The organism is Sphingobacterium sp. ML3W (assembly GCF_029542085.1).
Lineage (GTDB): Bacteria > Bacteroidota > Bacteroidia > Sphingobacteriales > Sphingobacteriaceae > Sphingobacterium.
The window spans coordinates 5,677,717-5,698,179 of sequence record NZ_CP107036.1; the positions used below are offsets into that span (position 1 = coordinate 5,677,717).

Sequence of the window (20,463 nt, forward strand, 5' to 3'; positions counted from 1 at the left end):
TCTAAGTTTTAGTTTTATTTGCACTGAACTATAAACTAAGCTGAAGCTCTCATGTTATTTAACGCTAAATCGTTTAAATTTTTATTACTTGTATTTCTTCTGCCGGTTGTGGCTTTTGCACAAACCGGTCAAATCAAAGCTATCTTGATCGATAGCAAAACATCCAAACCAATTTCATCTGCCAGTGCCGCACTTTTAGATGCCAGTAACAATAGTTATGTCAAAGGAGGGCAGTCCGTAGACCAAGGATTTCTTTTATTTTCCGATATTAAGCCGGGTAAATATAATGTTCGTATCAGCTACGTAGGTTATGAAACGCATACCATTGAAGGGGTAGATGTGGTTGCGTCCAAGAGCAAAGACCTTGGACGGGTTGGTTTAAATTCAACAGGTGAACTGCTGGAGGAGGTTGTAGTCGAAGGGAAAGTGCCTGCGATGCAGATTGGTATTGACCGCAAAACCTTTAACGTGGGCGAGAGCTTGGTCAGTGCGGGTGGAACAGCAACAGATGTGTTAGCCAATGTACCGACGCTTCAGGTGGATCAAGATGGATCGGTGAGCCTGCGTGGATCCAGCAGTGTCAAGATTCTAATAGATGGTCGCGAGTCAGCACTCGCAGGAAACGATGTCACATCTTTGCTTCAGAGTCTTCCGGCTAATTCCATAGAAAAGGTTGAGGTCATCACCAATCCCTCATCTAAATATGACGCGGAAGGGCAGACGGGGATTATCAATATCGTCTTAAAGAAAAATATTCGAACAGGGCTGAATGGATCAGTAAATACATCTGCTGGTTCCTATGATAATTATATGGCTGGTATAACATTGAATTATCGTGACCGGAAATTCAATTATTTCGGATCCTATAACTTCAATAAACGCAATATGGTTGGCAGTGGGAAAACGGACAATATCTTTTTAAGCGATACGACACGCAACTATAGTGAATCTGAATCGTCAAGGAAGGGAAATAGCCATACGGTCAAAGCCGGATTTGATTATAATATGTCTGATCGTACTTCATTGAGCTTTTCGGGTAATTTGAGCGTTCGAGATAATAAACGGATAGAGGATTTAGATTATCGGTTTTATAAATTATCTCAGGAGACTGGAACGAGCGTACGTAATTCCACTCAATTTGAAGACGACTTAGGGTATGAATTCAACGCCGATTTCAGACATCAATTTAAGCGACAAGGAGAGGAATTGACGGCGAATGCGAGCTACGGAAGAGACAAAGAGGATGGGACGAATGGCTTCTTGCAAAATTATACCGATGGACGGAGAAATACCCAACGAAATAATGTGACCTCTGAAGATGGGAAGAATATCAATCTTCAACTGGATTATGTGTTGCCTTTCTCTGAATCAAGCAAATTTGAGGCCGGCTACCGTTCCCAGATTAGAAAATCTTTTGATACACAAGTATCCGATACTTTGATCGTCGATGAAATTTATGGACGAGACTATAGGGTTAGCAATGATTTTGATTTTACCAGTGCTGTCCATGCGATCTATGCCAATTATCAAAATAAGCTGACGGATAAAATTGGTTATCAAATTGGATTACGGGGTGAACAATTTGAACTCAAATCCACTTATTTCTCCAAGGATCCGGATGCCGTAGAAAAAGAATCCAAAGCAAAGCAGAATTTTTTCAGATTATACCCGACATTGTTTTTGACCTATGATGTAGCTGATAACGGTGATAAAGTTCAGTTTAGCTATTCGCGTCGTGTGCAACGTGCACGTGGATGGCAGGTCAATCCATTTTTAAATGTATCCGATGATTTGAATTACCGTCAGGGAAATCCGAATTTGAAACCTGAAGATGTACATAGTTTAGAGTTGAGCTTTGCCAAAACTTTTGGAAAGGTCAATTTAATATCTTCGGCTTACTTTAATCATGCCAGTGAGGTTATACAGCCTTTTGTCTACAAAATAGAAGATGGAAGGACCTATAGTCGATGGGAAAACATGACGAGCCGTAATCTTTCAGGCTTTGAATTTATCTCAAAAGTCAATGCGACGAAGGATTTTGACTTTACATTTAATCTTAATTTGATTCACATTAAATATAATGCAAATCCGGACTACGATATAAAAGAGAGAAAGGACTTCGCTTATAATGCCAATTTAACGGCCAATTATCGTTTTACACCTACTTTCTCTGCTCAAATGAGAGGAGAATACAATTCGTCACGCGTCATGGCCCAAGGACAGATGAATGCGATGAAAGGGGTGGATGTGGCGTTGAAAAAAGATGTATTTAAGAAGAAAGCTTCGATTATGCTGAATGTTAGAGACCTGTTTAACTCACGGAAGATGAATGGTGTGACAGAGACTTCCCAACTTATATCTAATTTTGAGCACCGTTGGATGAAGAGAATGGTCACTTTATCGCTCTCTTATCGTTTTGGTAGTCAGGACCTAATTAAGTCGAAGAAGAAAGAAACACAGACAAATGAAATAAACGGTGGTGGAGAGGAATATTAAAAAATATTCCTCTTTTTAAGCCCAAATATGTAATTTTAATTTTGAAACAAACCTAAAACTAAAAAGAATGAAGTTATTAAAAACAGTTCTTGCGGTATCAGTGATGGCATTTTCTGCACATCTTAATACTGCCGTGGCGCAAGCAAAAAAAGAAGTTCCAGCTTACAAAATTTTGGATCTGCCACGTGTGGATATCAAGAAATTCAAAAAGAATAAGGCCGGAGCATATATTATTTTTGATGGTACTTCCATGGAAGGCTGGAGAGGATATGATAAAACTGTAGTTCCAAAAAAATGGGTAATCAATGAAGGCGCAATTAAATTTGATAGTGGAGCGAATGTAGGCAAGGACGAAGGTGGAGATTTGATTTTCGCGCATGACTTCAAAAACTTCGAATTGGAATTGGAATGGAAAGTAGCAAAAGGAGCAAATTCCGGAATTTTCTTTTTGGCTAAAGAAGTCGAAGGTCAGCCAATTTATATCTCATCACCCGAGTGTCAAGTTCTTGACAACGAAAACCATCCAGATGCTAAAATGGGCGTCGATGGGAATCGTAAGTCTACATCATTGTATGATATGATTCCTGCGAAACCACAAAATGGCAAACCTTATGGCGAATGGAACAAGGTGAAGATCCGCGTGAACAATGGTAAAGTTGAGCACTTCCAAAATGGTGTGAAAGTCGTTGAATATACCCTATGGGATAAATCTTGGGTTGACCTATTACAAAAAAGTAAATTCAGTCAAGAAAAATGGCCTTTGGCTTTTGAGTTGCTGAGCCATGTAGGTGGAGACAGCAAATCAGGAGTGATTGGTCTTCAAGATCATGGAAATGATGTTTGGTTTAAGAACATAACCGTTAAAGTTTTAAAATAGAAACCCGCAGGCTTTCGTAAATCTAAAAGCTCCGGAAGCGTATTGGAGTTATTTCTGCCGAATAAAAACAGAACTTTATAACAGAAAAGCAGCTTTTAAAGCTGCTTTTCTGTTATAATATTGCTTGCAATTCTTTCAGATCGACGATCATGTGTGGTACATCTTCAGGTTTTTCCGTACTGTTCGGATTAAAGAAGATCGCATCCATTCCGACATTCATTGCCCCACGTACATCCGCATCCAGATTATCTCCAATCATCAATGATTGTTGTACGTGTGCCCCCGTGGTTTCCAGTGCAAATTGAAAGATCTTTGGATCAGGTTTGTTCACTCCGACGACTTCAGAAATAAAGATATTTTTGAAATATTTGTTCAAATTGCTTTTTTCCAATTTGGTCTCACAAGCCTCTTTAAAACCATTGGAGATCAAATGCAGGTTGTATTTTTCGTCCAGATAAGCCAAGGTTTCATGCGCATGTGGAAATAAATTCGTCTTTTGAGGACAGATCGCGAGGTATTCCAGTTCAAATTCTTCCGGAAACAATTCGGGATCTACACCCAATTCGATAAATGTATCAGCAAATCGAGCCTTTCTTAACTCGGGTTTTGAAATCTTTCCATGATGGTATAATCCCCAAAGGCGATGATTGTTGATCGTATAAGTTTCTATGAAACGGGTAGGGGATTCCTTGTTAAACAAGTTGTCAAACTTGTATTTAAAATATAGTTCGTGGAGACTTTCTTCGGCATTTTTGTCAAAATCCCAGATGGTATGATCCAAATCAAAGAAAATATCCTTTTTCTCACGATTAAACATATACAAATATACCACCTCTGGGGAGATTTTATCTTATTGTGAATCGGCTAATTTTCTTCTTTGTGTCATAATCTTTAGGATATTTCCGAATGCCTTGGTGAATAGCTATTTTTGCTACATGAAGAAAGCGCTTTTACTCTTTTATTTCCTTTTGTTTTACGCGATCATGCAGTTGATATGGTGGGGGGTGATGTTCATCCGGTTTGATCCGAGCAAAAAGAACATGATTATAGGCGAAGGTATTTTCTTCTTGATCATTTTTTTATGGGGTGCGTGGCGGTTAAAGCGCTTGGTAGAGCGAGAACAGAAATTGTTGCAACAGCAGCAAAATTTCCTTTTGGCTATTACGCATGAGTTGAAATCTCCTTTGGCTTCAGTCAAACTCTATATTCAGACCATTTTGCGACGGGATCTGGATAAAGAGCAACAGCAGACTTTTTTAAGAAATTCCCTAAAAGATATTGAGCGATTGGATGATCTGGTAGAGAATGTCTTGATGACAACCAAATTGGATAGCCGCAATTACAGTATGCCCAAAGAGGATTTTAACTTTACTTCTTTGGTGGAGCAGATTGTCGATCGACTTCAAAAGAATTCATGCAGCTCACAGGTATTGAAACCTTACCTGGAGTCGGATATTATTATCCATGGTGACAAATTTGCGATAAGTAATGTCGTGACAAATCTCATTGAGAATGCTATTAAATATTCACCGGCCTGTGCCATGGTGGATGTCAAACTATATACGGAGAGCAGTAAAATAATTTTTTCTGTTGCTGACCATGGTATCGGTATCAGTGATGAAGAGAAAAAACTTATCTTTAATAAGTTTTATCGCGTGGGAAGTGAAGCGACACGGAAAACCAAAGGTACTGGTTTGGGGTTATATATCGTGAAAACCGTGTTGCAGAAGCACGATGCGACCATTAAAGTTAAAGATAACACTCCTAAAGGGAGTATTTTTGAAGTAACATTTGAAAGAAATGCAAAGTAAACAAAGAATATTACTTGTCGAAGATGAAGAACACTTGTTAGAAGCAATCAAGTTGAATCTCGAAATGGAAGGTTACCGTGTCACTACGGCTACTGACGGAAAAAAAGCATTGAAAGTTTTTAAAGAGGAACGTTTCAATCTCGTGATATTGGACGTTATGATCCCTGAAATTGACGGATTTCAAGTTGCAGAAACAATCCGACTACAGAATACAGAGGTTCCTATCATGTTTTTGACTGCCAAGAACAGTAGCGAAGACCGTATCACTGGACTAAAAAAAGGTGCCGATGATTATTTGGTAAAACCTTTCAATTTAGAAGAATTGATTCTCCGTGTAGGAAATTTGGTTCGTCGCGGTATGAAACCAGATGATCTTAAAGAATTGAATTCTTATCAAATCGGTGATAAAACCATCTATTTTAATTCTTACGAATTGCATCATGCAGATGGAACGATTACCTCATTGACAAAAAAAGAAACCATGCTATTGAAGCTGTTGATCGAACGTCGTAACGAAGCCGTTTCCCGTGAGCAGATTTTAGAAACTGTATGGAATTATGACGTCTATCCTTCGACGCGTACCATTGACAATTTCATTTTGACATTCCGGAAATATTTTGAGCCGGATCAAAAGCACCCAATCTATTTCCACTCTATCCGAGGTGTTGGTTATAAATTTACCGACAATAACGCATAGCAAATAAAAGATGATGACAATTAAGGCTAGAATAGCCGTTATTTTTATTGCTGCGTTATTTTTGGGCTATGGTTTATACCAAGGTCATTACCAGACAGCCGTATTGTTGGCTGGTGGAATTGGTTATCTAATTTGGAGCCATTTTCGGGAGGGGTCAGTTTTCTTGGCAACACAAGCTTTTCATCGGCAAGACTATGAAAAGACAAAAAACTTGTTATCCGAAATAAAAAATCCGGATACCCTTCGTAAAGGCCGTCGTAATTTTTATGAATTTATGATGGGAAATATAGCTCTAAAGGAGGAGCGTATCGATGAGGCTGAATATCATTTTCAGCTGGCTTCTCGTCTACCTTGGAAAAAAGATAATGAAAAAGGTATGGTAATGATCAATCTGGCTAATATCGCGCTGCGAAAAACGGATTATGAACGAGCAAGGGCGTATACAGATGTGGCTAACAAATTGCATTTAACTGCAAGACAGGTCAGTATTATTACAAAAATAGAAAACGAAATTTCAAAACATTTATAGTGAGTACTACTTTACAAAACGACTTATTGATTAGAGCTGCATTCTCGCAGCAAACGGAGAGACCTCCTGTGTGGATGATGCGTCAGGCTGGACGCTTTATGAAAGAATACTGGGATATCAAAAACAAGTATTCTTTTCTCGAAATGTGCAAAACACCAGAGATTGCAGCAGACGTAACGATGTTACCCGTGGATTTGTTGGGAATAGATGCGGCGATCTTGTTTTCGGATATCTTGGTTACAGCTGAGGCAATGGGTGGCGATCTGTCATTTGAACAGGGAGTAGGTCCTCGTTTTTCTAATCCAATTCGTTCTGTCAAAGATGCCGAGGCATTATCGGTTGACTGTCTGGATAAATTGCAATATGTTGCGGATGCCATAAAAGTAATTCAACAACGTCTTGATAATCGTATTCCATTGATCGGTTTTGCGGGAGCACCTTTTACCATTTTAAGTTATTTGGTTGAAGGCGGTTCCTCAAAGGATTTCAAGTTGACGAAGTTGATGTTAAACAATCAACCTGAATTGGCACATACAATCCTTCAAAAGATTGCTGATGTAACGGTAGAATATCTTAATATGCAGATTGCGGCAGGCGTAAATGCGATACAATTATTTGATAGCTGGGCTTTGGCTTTGTCTTGGAATGATTACCGTGATTTTTCACATTATTATAACAAACAGATCATCTCCAAATTGAACCGCAAGGATATTCCTGTAATATCTTTCTGTAAAGGATCATCTGTCTTTGCTCCAATGATGGTGGAGGCGCAGCCAGATGTGGTTTCGATCGACTGGAATGCAGATCTTAAAAATATGAAGCAATCTTTGCCTCAAGGAATAGCAGTTCAAGGGAATTTAGATCCGTTTGTACTCTATGCTGAAAAGCCTGTTATAAAAAGGAAAATTATAGAATTATTTGAGCGTATGCGCGGAGAGAATGGTTTTATATTCAATTTAGGACATGGTATTATGCCTGATATTCCTTTTGATAATGTAAAATATGCAATCGAGGTTGTGAAAGAATTTAGGTATTAAACTTTTGATTGGAAAGAGTTCTGAAAAAACGAAACAAGATTTTAGATAACATCCGATCAAGAAGAAAGAAGACTTGCTATAACTGGCAGGTCTTTTTTTTGAGTAAAAGAGGGCAGTTGGGAATAGTTAAAAAGCTTTTTTTAATGTATTTGTAATACATTAAATGCGGGTTATAATGGACATGGTGAAAATTCGTGCAAAATATGTTAAAATGAGCACACTTACTTTTTTTGTAAATCTTGTTTTATTTTATAGCTTAGTCGCAAAACCTAATAAATGAGTAAAAATACCTTGATGGATGGGCTGCTGATTAATGAAGAAGCACTGGAAGAAGTGTTTCATCATTATTTTGACGAGCTATGCCGTTTCTTAGGGTATTATACGCGTGATGTACAGTTGGTGGAGGACTGTTTGCAGGATGTATTTGTTAAACTATGGGAAGATCGGGATCAAATCCATATTTTCCATGTCAAGACTTATCTTTATCGGGCAGCCCGTAACCGTGTGCTCAATGCTTTACGTAATGAAAGTGCACGTACTGCTCATTTGGAACGTTGGTTTAGGGAGGAAATGACCCGCCAGGAAGCAGAGGAGTGTATCAATATGGAGGAGTTTTCCCTTGTTTATCAGGAAGCTATAGGCAAATTGCCTGAAAAATGTAAAATCGTCTATCAATACTGTAAGGAAGAACAGAAGACCTATCAGCAGGCAGCTCAGGAACTGCAAATATCTATCAAGACAGTCGAAAATCAGATGTCCATTGCGTCTAAAAAAATACGGGCACATATACTTGAACGCTATCAAATACTGTATCCAGATTCGATTTTATTGGTTTTAACGATGTGTGGTGCAGGCCTTTCCACACTCGTTTAAATATTTTAAAAAAAACACAAAATCTTTTAGGGGTTTTCTCCGCTCTAGGTGTCTATTTGTCGTAAACCCAAAATAATGAATAGCAGTTATAAGCCGTCACTGGAGCAATTAGTTCGATATCTAAAAAAAGAGAGTGATGTAAAGGAAAATGAAGCGATTGTAGCTTGGCTCGATTCAAGTGAACAAAATCGTCATTATCTTTTGCAGCTGGAAAACGAATGGATACATCTCAAAGAACTGCCACTGATCATCGATCGGGCAGATCGTCCACGGATATGGGACAAAATCCAAGATCGTATCCAACCTGTCGTAAAAACTATTGTTTTTGACCGTAACCGTTTTTGGTGGTTGGTTAGTGCTGCGGCGATTCTTATTTTTCTGTCAGGGACATTGGGAGCGTATTTTATTCAGCGTAATATTTCAATGAATAAATCTTCGCAGGATCAAACGATTGTTTATACGGCTTTAGGACAAAAGTCACAGGTTATATTACCTGATGGATCAAAAGCTTGGTTAAATGCGGGAACTAAGATGAGCTATTCGCATGCATTCAATCAACATGATCGTAAGATTACACTCGAAGGCGAGGCATTTTTTGATGTGGTAAAAAAAGAAAATATGCCTTTCACCGTGCAGACTTCCCATTTGGATGTTGTGGTGAAAGGAACTGCTTTCGATGTTTCAGCCTATGCGGATGATGCGAAGATAGAGGTATCCCTGCTGCGTGGAAAAGTTGCGATAAAAGATAAAAAAGGACAATTGATAGGAGAATTAAAACCTAATGATTGGATCCAACTGGATAAACGGACTGGTCGGTATACGCAAATACGACAATTGGACGCGGTACAATATAGCACCTGGAAATCAGAAGAACTTGTTTTTGAGAACGAATCTTTGGAAAGTGTTCTTAAGAAATTGGAACGTTGGTATGGTGTCAATATTACTTGGAGGGGAGCAGAGTCCGATAGACATTATACATTCAAAGTGAAAACTGAAAGTTTACGAGAAATTTTGGAATTGATCAATGTCATTACACCAATCCAATACACAATAGCAGGCAAATCTGTAGCTATAGTTTCAAAAAAACGATAACCAAAAATTGATGATGTAAACTACTTAAAACAAAATATACCATAAATTATGAAAAAGAAACCTATTCTGATGAGTCTTTTACTCCTCAGCCAGACCTTCTTTGCTGTAAACGCGCAGCAGATATCAGGCAAAAAGGAGTCTTCAAATCTTAAGTCACTTATCGAGATTGTTGAAAAAAAGTATGGTTATTCATTTATGTTCAGTAATTCGGATGTAGATGTCAAGACCCCACTTTTCTATGATAGTCAGGCAAGCAGCTTGGAAGCTCTGTTGAAAGATGCGCTACAAGAGAGCTCGATTACATACGACATTACGGGGAAACGGATTTTATTAAAACGTAAGGCTGCAAACAAACAGCAAACGGGGCAAGTAAAAGGGACTGTTGTAAATGAAAAAGGTGAACCATTACCCGGTGTGAGTATACATGCTTCGGGCAGTGGAAAGACCGTCGCTACAGATCTTTCAGGTACCTTTTCTCTAGAAGTCAATGCGAAGGACTTACTTCAGGTTAGCTATGTAGGTTACCAAAACCAACAAATTAATGTACAAGCGGGAAAAGATGTTGATATCACCTTAACTGGTGGAAATAGAGAACTTGACGAGGTCGTTGTGATTGGATACGGTACTTTAAAGAAGTCTGACGTCACGGGGGCAATAGCAAGCATTAGCACAAAAGATCTGGCAAAACGTGCAACGACAAACCCTGCTGAGGCATTACAAGGGGTGGCAGCTGGTGTCAATGTGCAAAAAAATAGCGGTATTGCTGGAGCGGGAGTGCAGGTCAAGATCCGTGGAGTCAATACCTTCGGCAGTAATGAACCACTGTATATCATAGATGGTTTCCCAGGTACAATCAGTAATGTCAACCCCAATGATATTGAGAGCATGGAGGTACTCAAAGATGGTGCCGCAGCCGCAATATATGGTTCTGTGGCTGCCAATGGTGTTGTTATCGTCACAACGAAAGCTGGTAAAGCCGGAAAAATTTTGGTAGACATCAATAGCTTTACGAATGTAACAGAAACGTCTAATCGACTAAAAGTACTCGATGCTGACGGTTATGTAAAAGTGCACCGTCAAATGTATGGGGAATACAATAAGTATGCCACGACGCCAGTCAAACTCCCTGACTACATCAACAAGCCGGGTACCAATAATACCGATTGGCAAGAGGAGGTGTTCCGTACCGGACTTTCTACAGCAAATAGTGTCGCCATCAGGGGCGGGCAAGACAATACCCGCTATTCCCTGTCCGCCAATTTAAGTAATGACAAAGGTGTCGTTATCGCGAACGATTTCAAAAAGGAAAATGTCCGTATGAAATTGGGAACCAAGAAAAATATCTTTACCGTGGAAGGGAATATGGCCTACACGAATTCGAAATATCATGGCCCCAACTTTAGTCTAAAAGAAGCCTATATGATTTCGCCTTTGGTACCAGTGTATGACTCCGCGGAAAAAGGTGGTTTTGGTTTGACAAATTGGGGTGGTATTCCCAATAATGTCAATGTGGTTGCCGATGAGCATTATAAAACGAGTTGGACAAAAAAACAGGATTTCGCCGGAAATGCTTTTGTTAGTATAGATATTATGAAAGGTTTAACCTTTAAAACAAGTTATGCCTTTAACGCGATTAATACACAGAACTATTTCCATTATCCACCATTTGCTTCTGATGAAAAGAACCCCTATGAATTTCCTTTTTATTCCGAAGGGCGTAGCTATTGGCAGGAGCAGGTCTTTGATAATCTCCTGAACTATAAAACAGAATTTGGAAAACATAGCTTAAACGCGCTTTTGGGTAGTTCGTTGAATATGCAGGAATCCAATTGGAATAATGTAGGGGTAGAAGGCAAAAAGATTGTCTATTCTGTTGAAAATGGAGGACTAGTGACTAAAGAAAGCGCAGAAGGGTTTCTAGATCCAAATTTTATGACGATCAGTTCGGGACAAGGTGGAACATTCTCCGCAGATGGTTCTAAATATGACTATAACCGTATATCTATCTTTGGTCGGGTCAATTACTCTTATGCTGATCGTTACCTTGTACAGTTAACCTTACGTCGTGATGGCTCATCTAAATTTGGAAAGGATAGTCGATATGGAAGTTTTCCTTCAATTGCATTGGGCTGGAAGATCGATGAGGAATCATTCTTCCCGAAAGAATCGTTTGTGTCTAATCTGAAATTAAGGGGAAGCTGGGGAAAACTCGGAAATGAGGTCGCTTTGGGGTACTACGACCACCAGGCGCTGATCAGTACTTACAATAATTTGTACATGGGATATGTGCGCGGAAGTGGAAATCCTTGGCCCGGTAGTACCGCAATGGGACTAGAGAATCGACTGTTGAGCTGGGAGACCACAGAATCTAAAAACATAGGTGCTGACTTTGGTCTATTCAATAATGTATTAAAAGGTTCGGTAAATTACTTTATTAAGACCACCAATGATCTTTTGATCACTAAGAAAGTTGCTCCATCTGCAGGTTTGGAAGATCCGACATTAAATGTTGGGAAGATCCGAAACTCTGGTTTTGAGCTTGAACTCAAGTATGCAAATCGAAAAAATGAGTTTCAATACGATATCGGCTTAAATCTTTCAACCCTCAAAAATAAGGTCGTCAGCCTCGCTAATGAAGACCAGATTCTTTTGGGAAATGGCCTAAAATTCGATACCGAACATTTTCCGAATCAGACACGTGTGGGATATCCGATTGGAGGATTCTTCCTTTACCAAACCGATGGTATCTTTCAGAGCATGGAAGAGGTAAACAAACATGTCAACAAGGATGGGAAATTACTACAAGAGAATGCCAAGCCGGGCGATATCCGTTTTGTTGATGTCGATGGTAGTGGTGTGATTGATGATGAAGATAAGAAATATAGTGGTACGGGGATTCCCAAATTGGAGGTGGGATTGAACCTTGGAGCCTCTTATAAAGGATTTGATTTTTCGGCATTGATCGGAAGCGGCTGGGGGCATAAACTCTATAATGGGAATCGGTACTTTTTCGAAGCCATGAGTTCGGGATCAAACTTTTTGAGTAGTACGTTAAATGCATGGACAGAAAATAACCGGAATACCGATGTTCCGCGTGCTGTATTACAAGATCCAAATGGAAACAGCCGTGAGTCCACACGCTTTTTGGAATCGGGTAACTTTATTAGACTACGTCAGCTGCAGATTGGGTATACTTTGCCTAAAAATCTGTTACATGCGATCCGTTCAGAAAATCTACGGTTTTATATCAGTGGACAGAATATGTATACCTGGACAAAATATAAAGGAATTGATCCTGAGTTTGCACCATCTGGAGTTAACAATAAGTCCGGCGTGTTGAATACAGGGGTAGACCGTTATATTTTTCCATTTACCAAGTCCTATTCCTTTGGAGTTCAATTTACATTTTAAGACCTGGGTATTTATTGTATCATAATTAAAGAAACTAGAAGATGAAAAAGAATAGAACAAATTATAGATGGATTCTTTGTATCGCTTGTGCACTAAGCACGACATTGTCCTGCAGCGATAAATTGGATTTAACATCACCGGACAAACTTACTTCAGATAACTTCTGGCGTAATGCCGAGGATGCTGAGTCTGGACTTTCTGCTGCCTATTCGCAGTTGGAAGCCGCAACTGATGTCTGGGAATTTGCGGAGGTAAAATTCCCGGTGGAGGCCTACCGTGAGGACGCTTGCGAAATCGGTAGTGATGCATTGAACTACCAAACCTGGGTAGAACTCTATAATTTTAGCTATACCAATGGTAACAGTCAGTTTACGGCCTATTGGAGCAAAGCCTATCGCGGTATTTCTTATGCAAATCAAGTTATCGAGAAGACCGCACCGATTGAAATGGATGCAAATAAGAAAAATCAGATTATTGCCGAAGCAAAGTTCTTGCGCGCCTATTACCATTTAAAACTATTGCTCAACTGGGAGAAGATCGTTGTCCGCGACCAATATATTACCAGTGAAGGAAAGATTAATAAGGCTTTGTCTACACGTGATGAGGCCTGGGCTTTTATTATAGGGGATCTGGAGGCGGCGGTTGGCAATTTGCCTGTGAAACAGGAGGCAGCCAATGTTGGTCGAGCGACCAGAGGGGCGGCGAATGCTTACCTTGGCTACAGCTATTTAACGTCGGCCTATGAAAATACAGCCAAGAAAGAGGAATTGCTCGGAAAAGCAGAACAGGCCTTTAAAGCCGTATCAGGATATAACCTGGAAAAAGATTTTCTCTCTATGTTTGACGGCACCAATAAAAATAGCTCAGAATCTATTTTTGAACTTCAATTTACTGATAATACCGCTAATTGTGCGAGTTACCGGACAGCACTGCATAAGTGGATCGCTGTAGGAGAGCTGGGCGGTTGGGATGAAATCTTACCGAGCAAGATGCTCTTAAACGAATTTAAAAAGGAGGGTAAGATCGCTACAACAGGACGTTATGACTCACGTATGTACCAGACGGTGTTCTGTAATGATCCTTACTTTAATGATTTAAAGAATGGGGGAGTTTATGGCTTTACCTACGATGAAATATTTGGGGCTGGATCTGACCGGGCAAGTTTCAGAAAGTATTTGCCACGAACAGCAGCGGATTTAGATAAGTCCCGCACAGCAGTCAATCTTCCATTGATGCGCTATGCTGATGTTTTATTATTATTGGCTGAAACCTTAAATGAACGTAACCGTCCTGCAGATGCTATTCCTTTGATCAATCAGGTACGCCAGCGGGCAGATATGCCAGCACTCCCTTTGAATTTGCCTGTTACCGAAGTTAAAAAACGCATTGAACATGAGCGTATCGTGGAGTTTGCCTTGGAAAATACCCGATTCTACGATATGAGAAGATGGGGGAAAGCGAAAGAAGCATTACAAGCTATCGGGCGAAATAGTTTCGATCCGGCTAAGCACAACTTTTATCCTGTCCCATTATTGGAGATCAAGTCAAATGATAAAATTAATTAAGGAGCATGTTTACCGTTTTTTTTATCATGCTTTTAGGTGTAGGAATAGGGATAGGACTTCGGTCCTTTCCTATTCTTAAACATACAGGTATTCTTGTCCGACTGGTCATATTTGCCTTACTGTTTCTTTTGGGACGAGAGGTCGGACAAAATCCAAAAATAGTAGACAATTTGGATACATTGGGGTTGCAAGCTATACTGATCACATTGGCTGGAGTAGCTGGAAGTGTTCTTTGCTCATGGTTCGTTTATCGTTTATTCTTTAGCAAACATGAAAGGTAGTTTGATCATTCTCGCATTTTTTATCGTGGGTGTTTTTGTCGGTTTCAAGGGAATTATTCCGGCTGAATTGTTGAAAGAAGAATGGAATACTTATGTCCTCTATGCATTGATGTTGTTGGTCGGGGTTACCATTGGTTATGATAGGGAACTCTTGGTATCTCTACGAAAAGTTAATTTAAGCATCGTGCTCGTTCCCCTGGCAACTATCGTTGGAACATTGTTAGGTACGTTTACCATCAGTTTCTTTATCCGCGACTGGAATGCCGCCGAGAGCATGGCTGTGGGATCTGGATTTGGTTACTACTCTTTATCAAGTATTTTTATTACACAATATAAGGGTGTCACATTGGGAACTATAGCGTTGATGTCGAATTTGATGCGTGAACTATTGGCGCTCTTGATGGCTCCATTAGCTCGAAAATGGTTTGGCCCATTGGCGCCGATTTCTGTCGCAGGAGCCACAAGTATGGATACTGCATTACCTATTATCACACAATACTCCGGCAAACAATATGTTCTCGTTGCGATCATCCATGGTATTTTGATTGACCTCAGTGTTCCCTTTCTAGTTACTTTTTTTTGTTATTTATGAGAAATAAGATCAAAACCTTATGGGTTACAATTAGCTTTTGTTTGATTTTGATAGGATGCAATACGGTCAAGTCTCCTAAAATGGATGGCTATGGTGGATTGTTAAGGGTCGAGCAGCAACCAGAAGGTTCCACTCGCCGAACAAATCCCTTTTATACTGACCGCGGGGCTTGGATCGGATTTGGCATTCACGAAAATAAGAACGTGACCGGTTTTTGTGGACCCTATGATCTGGATGCGCGTGCCTGGTTAAGTAGCGCATTGCTGCAGATTGGAACAGCTCCGACGGGAGAATTAAATCTCCTGAGCCTTGACAGCAGTTGTTATTATCCGGATCGCCTGTGGATGCGTCTGCGAGGAGAGGATATGGAAGTAGAACAAATCTTAAAACAGGTCTCATCAACAACAGCCATATTGCATATTAAAAACAGATCATCAAAGGTACTATGGATATATGGCAATCTCAATCAGGGGAAATGGACACTGATAGGCAATACCCTGTGGTCTAAACTTCCAAATGGAGAACTTCTTTTACTGTCTTTTAAGGCTGATGTGAAGGTAAACTGTGATCAGGGAAAATATGAAGCTTGTTTAGAAAAAGCAGATACAGAGATTGTCCTGACCCATTATGCCAACCCGATTACCTTAGAAAAAGCACTTGTGGCAACAAAAACTGCTGTTGAGCAAAGCAAGGCTTTGAGCATACAACATACAGCACGCTGGGCGAATTATATCAGCTCAAATACTCGTCCGGAACTCTCCATGGAGGAACATCGCATTATGGTGAAAAGTATGATGACGCTGATGAGCAATTGGCGGAGTGCAAAAAAGGAATTAAAACATGATGGTGTTGTTCCTTCGCATGTGGCCGATTACTTTGTTGGATTTTGGGCTTGGGATTCATGGAAGCATGCCGTTGCATTGGCACAGATAGATCCCGTGTTGGCGAAAGATCAGGTTCGCGCTATGTTTGACTTTCAAGATAGCGTCGGGATGATTGCCGATTGCATTTATACGGACCATCGTGAGAATAATTACCGTGATTCCAAACCACCATTGGCTGCCTGGGCCGTTAATGCTATCTATGAAGCCGACCATGACCTGTCTTTTGTGCGGGAGATGTATAATAAACTGGTCTTGTACCATGAATGGTGGTTTCGTTATCGGGATCATAATAAAAATGGTATCTGTGAGTACGGTGCTACAGATGGAACATTGGAAGCTGCTAAGTGGGAAAGCGGTATGGACAATGCTATTCGGTACGATAGTACCCAGATGTTATGGAATGAAAAAGGTGCCTGGAGTATGGATCAAGAGTCTGTGGAACTCAGCGCTTATCTTGAGTTGGAACGAAAATATCTGCTGCATTTTGCGGAATTGCTCGGTGTGCCATTTCGGGGAAAAAAAGAATCATACCTTGCCATGGATTACTTCTTCGATCAGGAGCGAGGTTATTATTTTGATCGCAAACTGAATGGAGCACTTATTCCATGTTTTGGTCCCGAAGGTTGGTCACCATTGTGGACTGGTTTAGCTACGGTGCCGCAAGCTGAAGCTGTAATTCGAGTGATGCAGGATACGGCTAAATTTGCCTCCTTTGTACCTTTTCCTACTGCGGCTCTAGACAACGCCAAATTCATGGATAGAGGATACTGGCGCGGGCCTATTTGGTTGGATCAAGTCTATTTTGCCATTTCTGGTTTAAGGAAATACGGTTATCAAAAGGAAGCCGATCTGTATACCAAACAAGTCTTTGCGCGATTGGAGGGATTATCCGATAATGGGCCAATTCATGAAAACTATGAGGCACGCACGGGTAAAAGACTCAAAGCACCCCATTTTAGCTGGTCTGCTGCTCACTTATTTTTGTTATATAAGGAACTGAAAACTTCTCAGCAGAAAAAATAGATAGGTTGAAAATAGTAGAGATAACAACACTTCGGATCTGGTAAGTTGTACGATCTATGCCGGATTTGAAGCGTTGTTTATTTAATATGCATTACTGAAAACTATAGTTATGTAATAGAGATGGACTTTTGTCTTTTTGTATACTATATGTAAGATTTATCTAATTGAAGCCTAGCTTTATTGATTGCCCCTAACTTTTCTTATTTTTGTACCCATGGTCTATTTATACGCAAAAGCAATTCATATTATCTTTGTGGTTTGTTGGATGGCTGGATTATTTTATATTGTTCGCTTATTCATTTACCATACCGAAGCTAAATCCAAATCTGCAGAAGAGTATGGGGTTTTGCATAAACAGTTTATACTGATGGAGAGTAAATTATGGTGGATCATCACAACACCAGCCATGTACCTTACTATTCTGGCGGCCCTCGTCATGCTGTATATTAATCCGGGATTGTTGACCATGGGCTGGATGCATGTCAAGCTCACCTTTGTATTGGGACTGATTCTTTATCATTTCGCCTGCCAACGTATTATGTTTCAATTAAAAGGAGAATCATCGACTTGGTCCTCGACCAAATTGCGTCTTTGGAATGAGCTGGCAACCGTTTTATTATTTGCAATCGTATTTACCGTTGTATTAAAGTCTGCTCTCAATTGGATATTTGGTGTTCTGGGACTTTTAATACTGTCGATCTCCCTGATGATGGCTGTGAAACTCTACAAAAAAATCAGAAATAAAAACAATTCAAATAATACGTTAAATTCTTAGTTTTCTTAATCCTTTTCTATTCTCGTTAGTCGAACGATTATAAATTGAAAAGGAATATGTACAAGAGACTTTTGACTGTAATTATGTTGCTTGCTATTGCAACTGGAGGATTCGCCCAACGTTATAGACCTTATGGCGGAACATTAAATATTTATTCGACTGATGCTCCCTTCTTTCTTTATATCAATAATGTTTTGTACAATAATAGACCGTCGATTGACCTTCGTGTGCCAAATTTGCAAAACCCGAGATATAATCTCCGTATCGTATTTGCAAACAGACAGCAGAGAACTTTAAACGGAAGGGGTGTGCAGCTTGTCAACCGAGATGGTCAATATATGGATGTTGTGTTTTCAGTAAGCAGCCGTGGTGGAAATCGGGGAATTGTACTTGAATCGATGAATCCTGTTGGTCGATATAACGATAATTATCGAAACGGTGATAACTACAATGACGATAATAATAATGAGGATAGATACGATCGGGATCAACAACAATACGAGCGATATGGCCAGTCTGAGGATGATAGAAGTAATAATCAACAATATCAGGAAGATCCGATCGACAATACTGGTTATCAGGATAAAAATGATGCGAACCAGTTGAATGATCTGCTCAATCAAAAAGAAAATGATCAAGATCGTTTGCAGGTCGCTGCGCAGGAATTGAAAAATAGGCGATTGCACAGTACCGAAATCATAGATCTCATGGAACTATTTATCAGAGACGATAATAAATTGGCTTTTGCTAAATACGCTTATCCAAGCTGTATGGACAAAGAGAACTACGATAAGGTAGGCGATGCATTGTCATTTAGTTCAACTCGGGAAAAATTGGCAGCATTTATTAAAACTCAACGTTAGCTGCGTGTAGGTTTGGATTGAAATTAGCCTTTTCAACTGCAATTGCCTATGAATGAAATTAAATAAGAATTGGCTGTATGAACAAAGGGGCTATTTGCGCCAAATTTCCACGAAACAATGGATTTTGTGGCATGAGTAGCCCCTTTAAGTTAAGCTAGATCGTATTTATTCGGCGAAACAGATGTACTTCCATTCCATGTATTCATCGATTCCATGTTTTGATCCCTCACGACCAACGCCAGATTGTTTTACCCCACCAAATGGAGCTGCAGCATTCGATATTAATCCTGTGTTAACGCCTACCATACCCGCCTCAAGCTGTTCTGCCACACGAAAGCAGCGATTGATATTGGTACTGTAGAAATAGGAGGCAAGACCAAATTCAGTCTGATTGGCCATGGCGATACCATCTTCTTCTGTTTTGAAACTGAATAATGCGCAGACTGGACCGAAAGTTTCCTCATGGAATATTAGGGCCTCTTTAGGGATATTGGTCACTACAGTTGGCTGGAAGAAGAGGTCTTTGATCACATTACCTCCTGTAGCCAGTTCTGCTCCATGCTTTAGAGCATCTTGGACGTGATGCTGTACTTTTTCCAAACCTTTGGCATTGATCAAAGGTCCAACTTGAACCCCCTTGTCTAAGCCGTTGCCCACCTTTAGTTGACTTACAGCTTGAGTGAGCTTTGTGGCGAAAGCATCGTATACGTCTTCCTGGACTAGGAAGCGGTTGATTGAAACGCAAGTTTGCCCAGCGTTTCGGAACTTACCAGCGATAGCACCTTCCACTGCGGCGTCGATATCTGCGTCATTAAATACAAGGAAAGGAGCATTTCCGCCGAGTTCCATGGAGACTTTCTTAATGTTTGAGGCTGATTGTTCGATCAATATCCTACCTACCTCAGTAGAGCCTGTAAAAGAAAGTTTACGTACAAGATCATTTGTGGCAAGTTCCTTTCCGATACCAGCGCTGTCCTTTCCGGTAATGACATTAAAGACACCTTTTGGCAGACCTGCCTCTTCGGCTAGTTTGACCAATGCGATCGCGGATAAAGGTGTTTGGGATGCGGGTTTGAGTACAACTGTACAACCTGCCACGAGTGCTGGAGCGACCTTTCGGGTGATCATGGCCAAAGGGAAATTCCAAGGCGTAATTGCCGCAACGACCCCGACACCTTGTCGGATGGTCATCATTCGTGTGCCTTTTTTCTGAGTGGGGATCGTTTCCCCATAAGCCCTCTTACCCTCTTCAGCAAACCATTCAACAAATGAATTCCCATAATCTACTTCTACTTTTGATTCATTGAGCGGTTTTCCACTCTCTAGTGTCATAATTTCAGCAAGCAGGTCTTTATTTTGTTGAATAAGATTATACCAATTGCGAACAATAGTACATCGTTCCGAAGTTGTTGTATTTTTCCAGCTTTTCCAAGCCTTATCTGCAGCTTGTATCGCTTTTGTGCAATCTGCTACCTTAAGATCCGGTAATGCTGCAATTGTCTTTCCAGTGGCGGGGTTGACAACATCAAACGTATTTTTTGATGTGATAAATTTTCCGTTTATATAAGCTCTGTTAATTAAAAGTGGATTTTTCATTGGAGTCATTATTTTTGTTTTTACAAGCCATTGCTGTTATTTGTGACCTGTACTTATTTAT

17 protein-coding genes are annotated in these 20,463 nt (G+C 40.1%); 15 read left to right on the top strand and 2 right to left on the bottom strand.

The features are described 5' to 3' along the window. The first annotated feature begins 51 nt into the window (after positions 1-51). Positions 52-2,496 carry a TonB-dependent receptor gene (locus OGI71_RS23515; protein WP_282252390.1) on the top strand — a complete coding sequence of 815 codons (2,445 nt, stop codon included), beginning with the start codon at positions 52-54 and terminating at the stop codon, positions 2,494-2,496. Between the two features lie 67 nt (positions 2,497-2,563). Further along, complete coding sequence (locus OGI71_RS23520) at positions 2,564-3,373, top strand: DUF1080 domain-containing protein (RefSeq protein ID WP_282252391.1); 810 nt, start codon at positions 2,564-2,566, stop codon at positions 3,371-3,373. Between the two features lie 112 nt (positions 3,374-3,485). Here OGI71_RS23520 and OGI71_RS23525 read toward each other — a convergent pair whose 3' ends face one another. Then, entirely contained in the window at positions 3,486-4,190 is a 705-nt protein-coding gene (locus tag OGI71_RS23525; protein WP_282256161.1) for a YjjG family noncanonical pyrimidine nucleotidase, read from the bottom strand. Positions 4,191-4,308: 118 nt separating this feature from the next. Here OGI71_RS23525 and OGI71_RS23530 point away from each other — a divergent pair, with 118 nt between their 5' ends. The 13 genes from OGI71_RS23530 (at position 4,309) to OGI71_RS23590 (ending at position 18,806) form a co-directional block, all read left to right on the top strand. Beyond that, the gene (locus OGI71_RS23530) at positions 4,309-5,184 is read left to right on the top strand and encodes a HAMP domain-containing sensor histidine kinase (RefSeq protein WP_120262223.1); all 876 of its coding nucleotides are present in this window, start codon (positions 4,309-4,311) and stop codon (positions 5,182-5,184) included. Further along, entirely contained in the window at positions 5,174-5,881 is a 708-nt protein-coding gene (locus tag OGI71_RS23535; protein ID WP_120262224.1) for a response regulator transcription factor, read from the top strand. The genes OGI71_RS23530 and OGI71_RS23535 overlap by 11 nt, the downstream gene beginning before the upstream one ends. Before the next feature lie 10 nt (positions 5,882-5,891). Next, a complete protein-coding gene (locus tag OGI71_RS23540) occupies positions 5,892-6,410 on the top strand; it encodes a hypothetical protein (RefSeq protein ID WP_282252392.1) in 519 nt (172 codons plus the stop codon). Next, positions 6,410-7,447: a uroporphyrinogen decarboxylase gene (hemE, locus tag OGI71_RS23545; RefSeq protein ID WP_282252393.1), complete on the top strand. Its 1,038-nt coding sequence runs from the start codon at positions 6,410-6,412 to the stop codon at positions 7,445-7,447. Before OGI71_RS23540 ends, hemE begins: the two co-directional genes overlap by 1 nt. A 276-nt stretch (positions 7,448-7,723) precedes the next feature. After that, positions 7,724-8,320 carry an RNA polymerase sigma-70 factor gene (locus tag OGI71_RS23550; RefSeq protein ID WP_282252394.1) on the top strand — a complete coding sequence of 199 codons (597 nt, stop codon included), beginning with the start codon at positions 7,724-7,726 and terminating at the stop codon, positions 8,318-8,320. Between the two features lie 75 nt (positions 8,321-8,395). After that, positions 8,396-9,412 (top strand): FecR family protein, encoded by a 1,017-nt coding sequence (locus tag OGI71_RS23555; RefSeq protein WP_282252395.1) that lies wholly within the window; start codon positions 8,396-8,398, stop codon positions 9,410-9,412. 48 nt (positions 9,413-9,460) lie between these two features. Beyond that, complete coding sequence (locus tag OGI71_RS23560; RefSeq protein WP_282252397.1) at positions 9,461-12,823, top strand: TonB-dependent receptor; 3,363 nt, start codon at positions 9,461-9,463, stop codon at positions 12,821-12,823. Between the two features lie 41 nt (positions 12,824-12,864). Beyond that, on the top strand, positions 12,865-14,388 hold the full coding sequence (locus tag OGI71_RS23565) for a RagB/SusD family nutrient uptake outer membrane protein (RefSeq protein ID WP_282252398.1): 1,524 nt from the start codon (positions 12,865-12,867) through the stop codon (positions 14,386-14,388). Positions 14,389-14,393: 5 nt separating this feature from the next. Then, entirely contained in the window at positions 14,394-14,669 is a 276-nt protein-coding gene (locus tag OGI71_RS23570; protein ID WP_282252399.1) for a LysO family transporter, read from the top strand. Then, positions 14,659-15,261, top strand: a complete 603-nt coding sequence (locus OGI71_RS23575) for a lysine exporter LysO family protein (RefSeq protein ID WP_282252401.1) — start codon at positions 14,659-14,661, stop codon at positions 15,259-15,261. The genes OGI71_RS23570 and OGI71_RS23575 overlap by 11 nt, the downstream gene beginning before the upstream one ends. After that, a complete protein-coding gene (locus tag OGI71_RS23580) occupies positions 15,258-17,168 on the top strand; it encodes a trehalase family glycosidase (protein ID WP_282252402.1) in 1,911 nt (636 codons plus the stop codon). The genes OGI71_RS23575 and OGI71_RS23580 overlap by 4 nt, the downstream gene beginning before the upstream one ends. A gap of 214 nt (positions 17,169-17,382) precedes the next feature. Continuing rightward, positions 17,383-17,943, top strand: coding sequence for a CopD family protein (locus OGI71_RS23585; RefSeq protein WP_282252404.1), 561 nt, complete (start codon positions 17,383-17,385; stop codon positions 17,941-17,943). Positions 17,944-17,999: 56 nt separating this feature from the next. Next, positions 18,000-18,806: a DUF4476 domain-containing protein gene (locus OGI71_RS23590; RefSeq protein ID WP_282252406.1), complete on the top strand. Its 807-nt coding sequence runs from the start codon at positions 18,000-18,002 to the stop codon at positions 18,804-18,806. Positions 18,807-18,971: 165 nt separating this feature from the next. Here OGI71_RS23590 and OGI71_RS23595 read toward each other — a convergent pair whose 3' ends face one another. Then, a complete protein-coding gene (locus OGI71_RS23595; protein ID WP_282252408.1) occupies positions 18,972-20,402 on the bottom strand; it encodes an NAD-dependent succinate-semialdehyde dehydrogenase in 1,431 nt (476 codons plus the stop codon). Positions 20,403-20,463 lie beyond the last annotated feature (61 nt).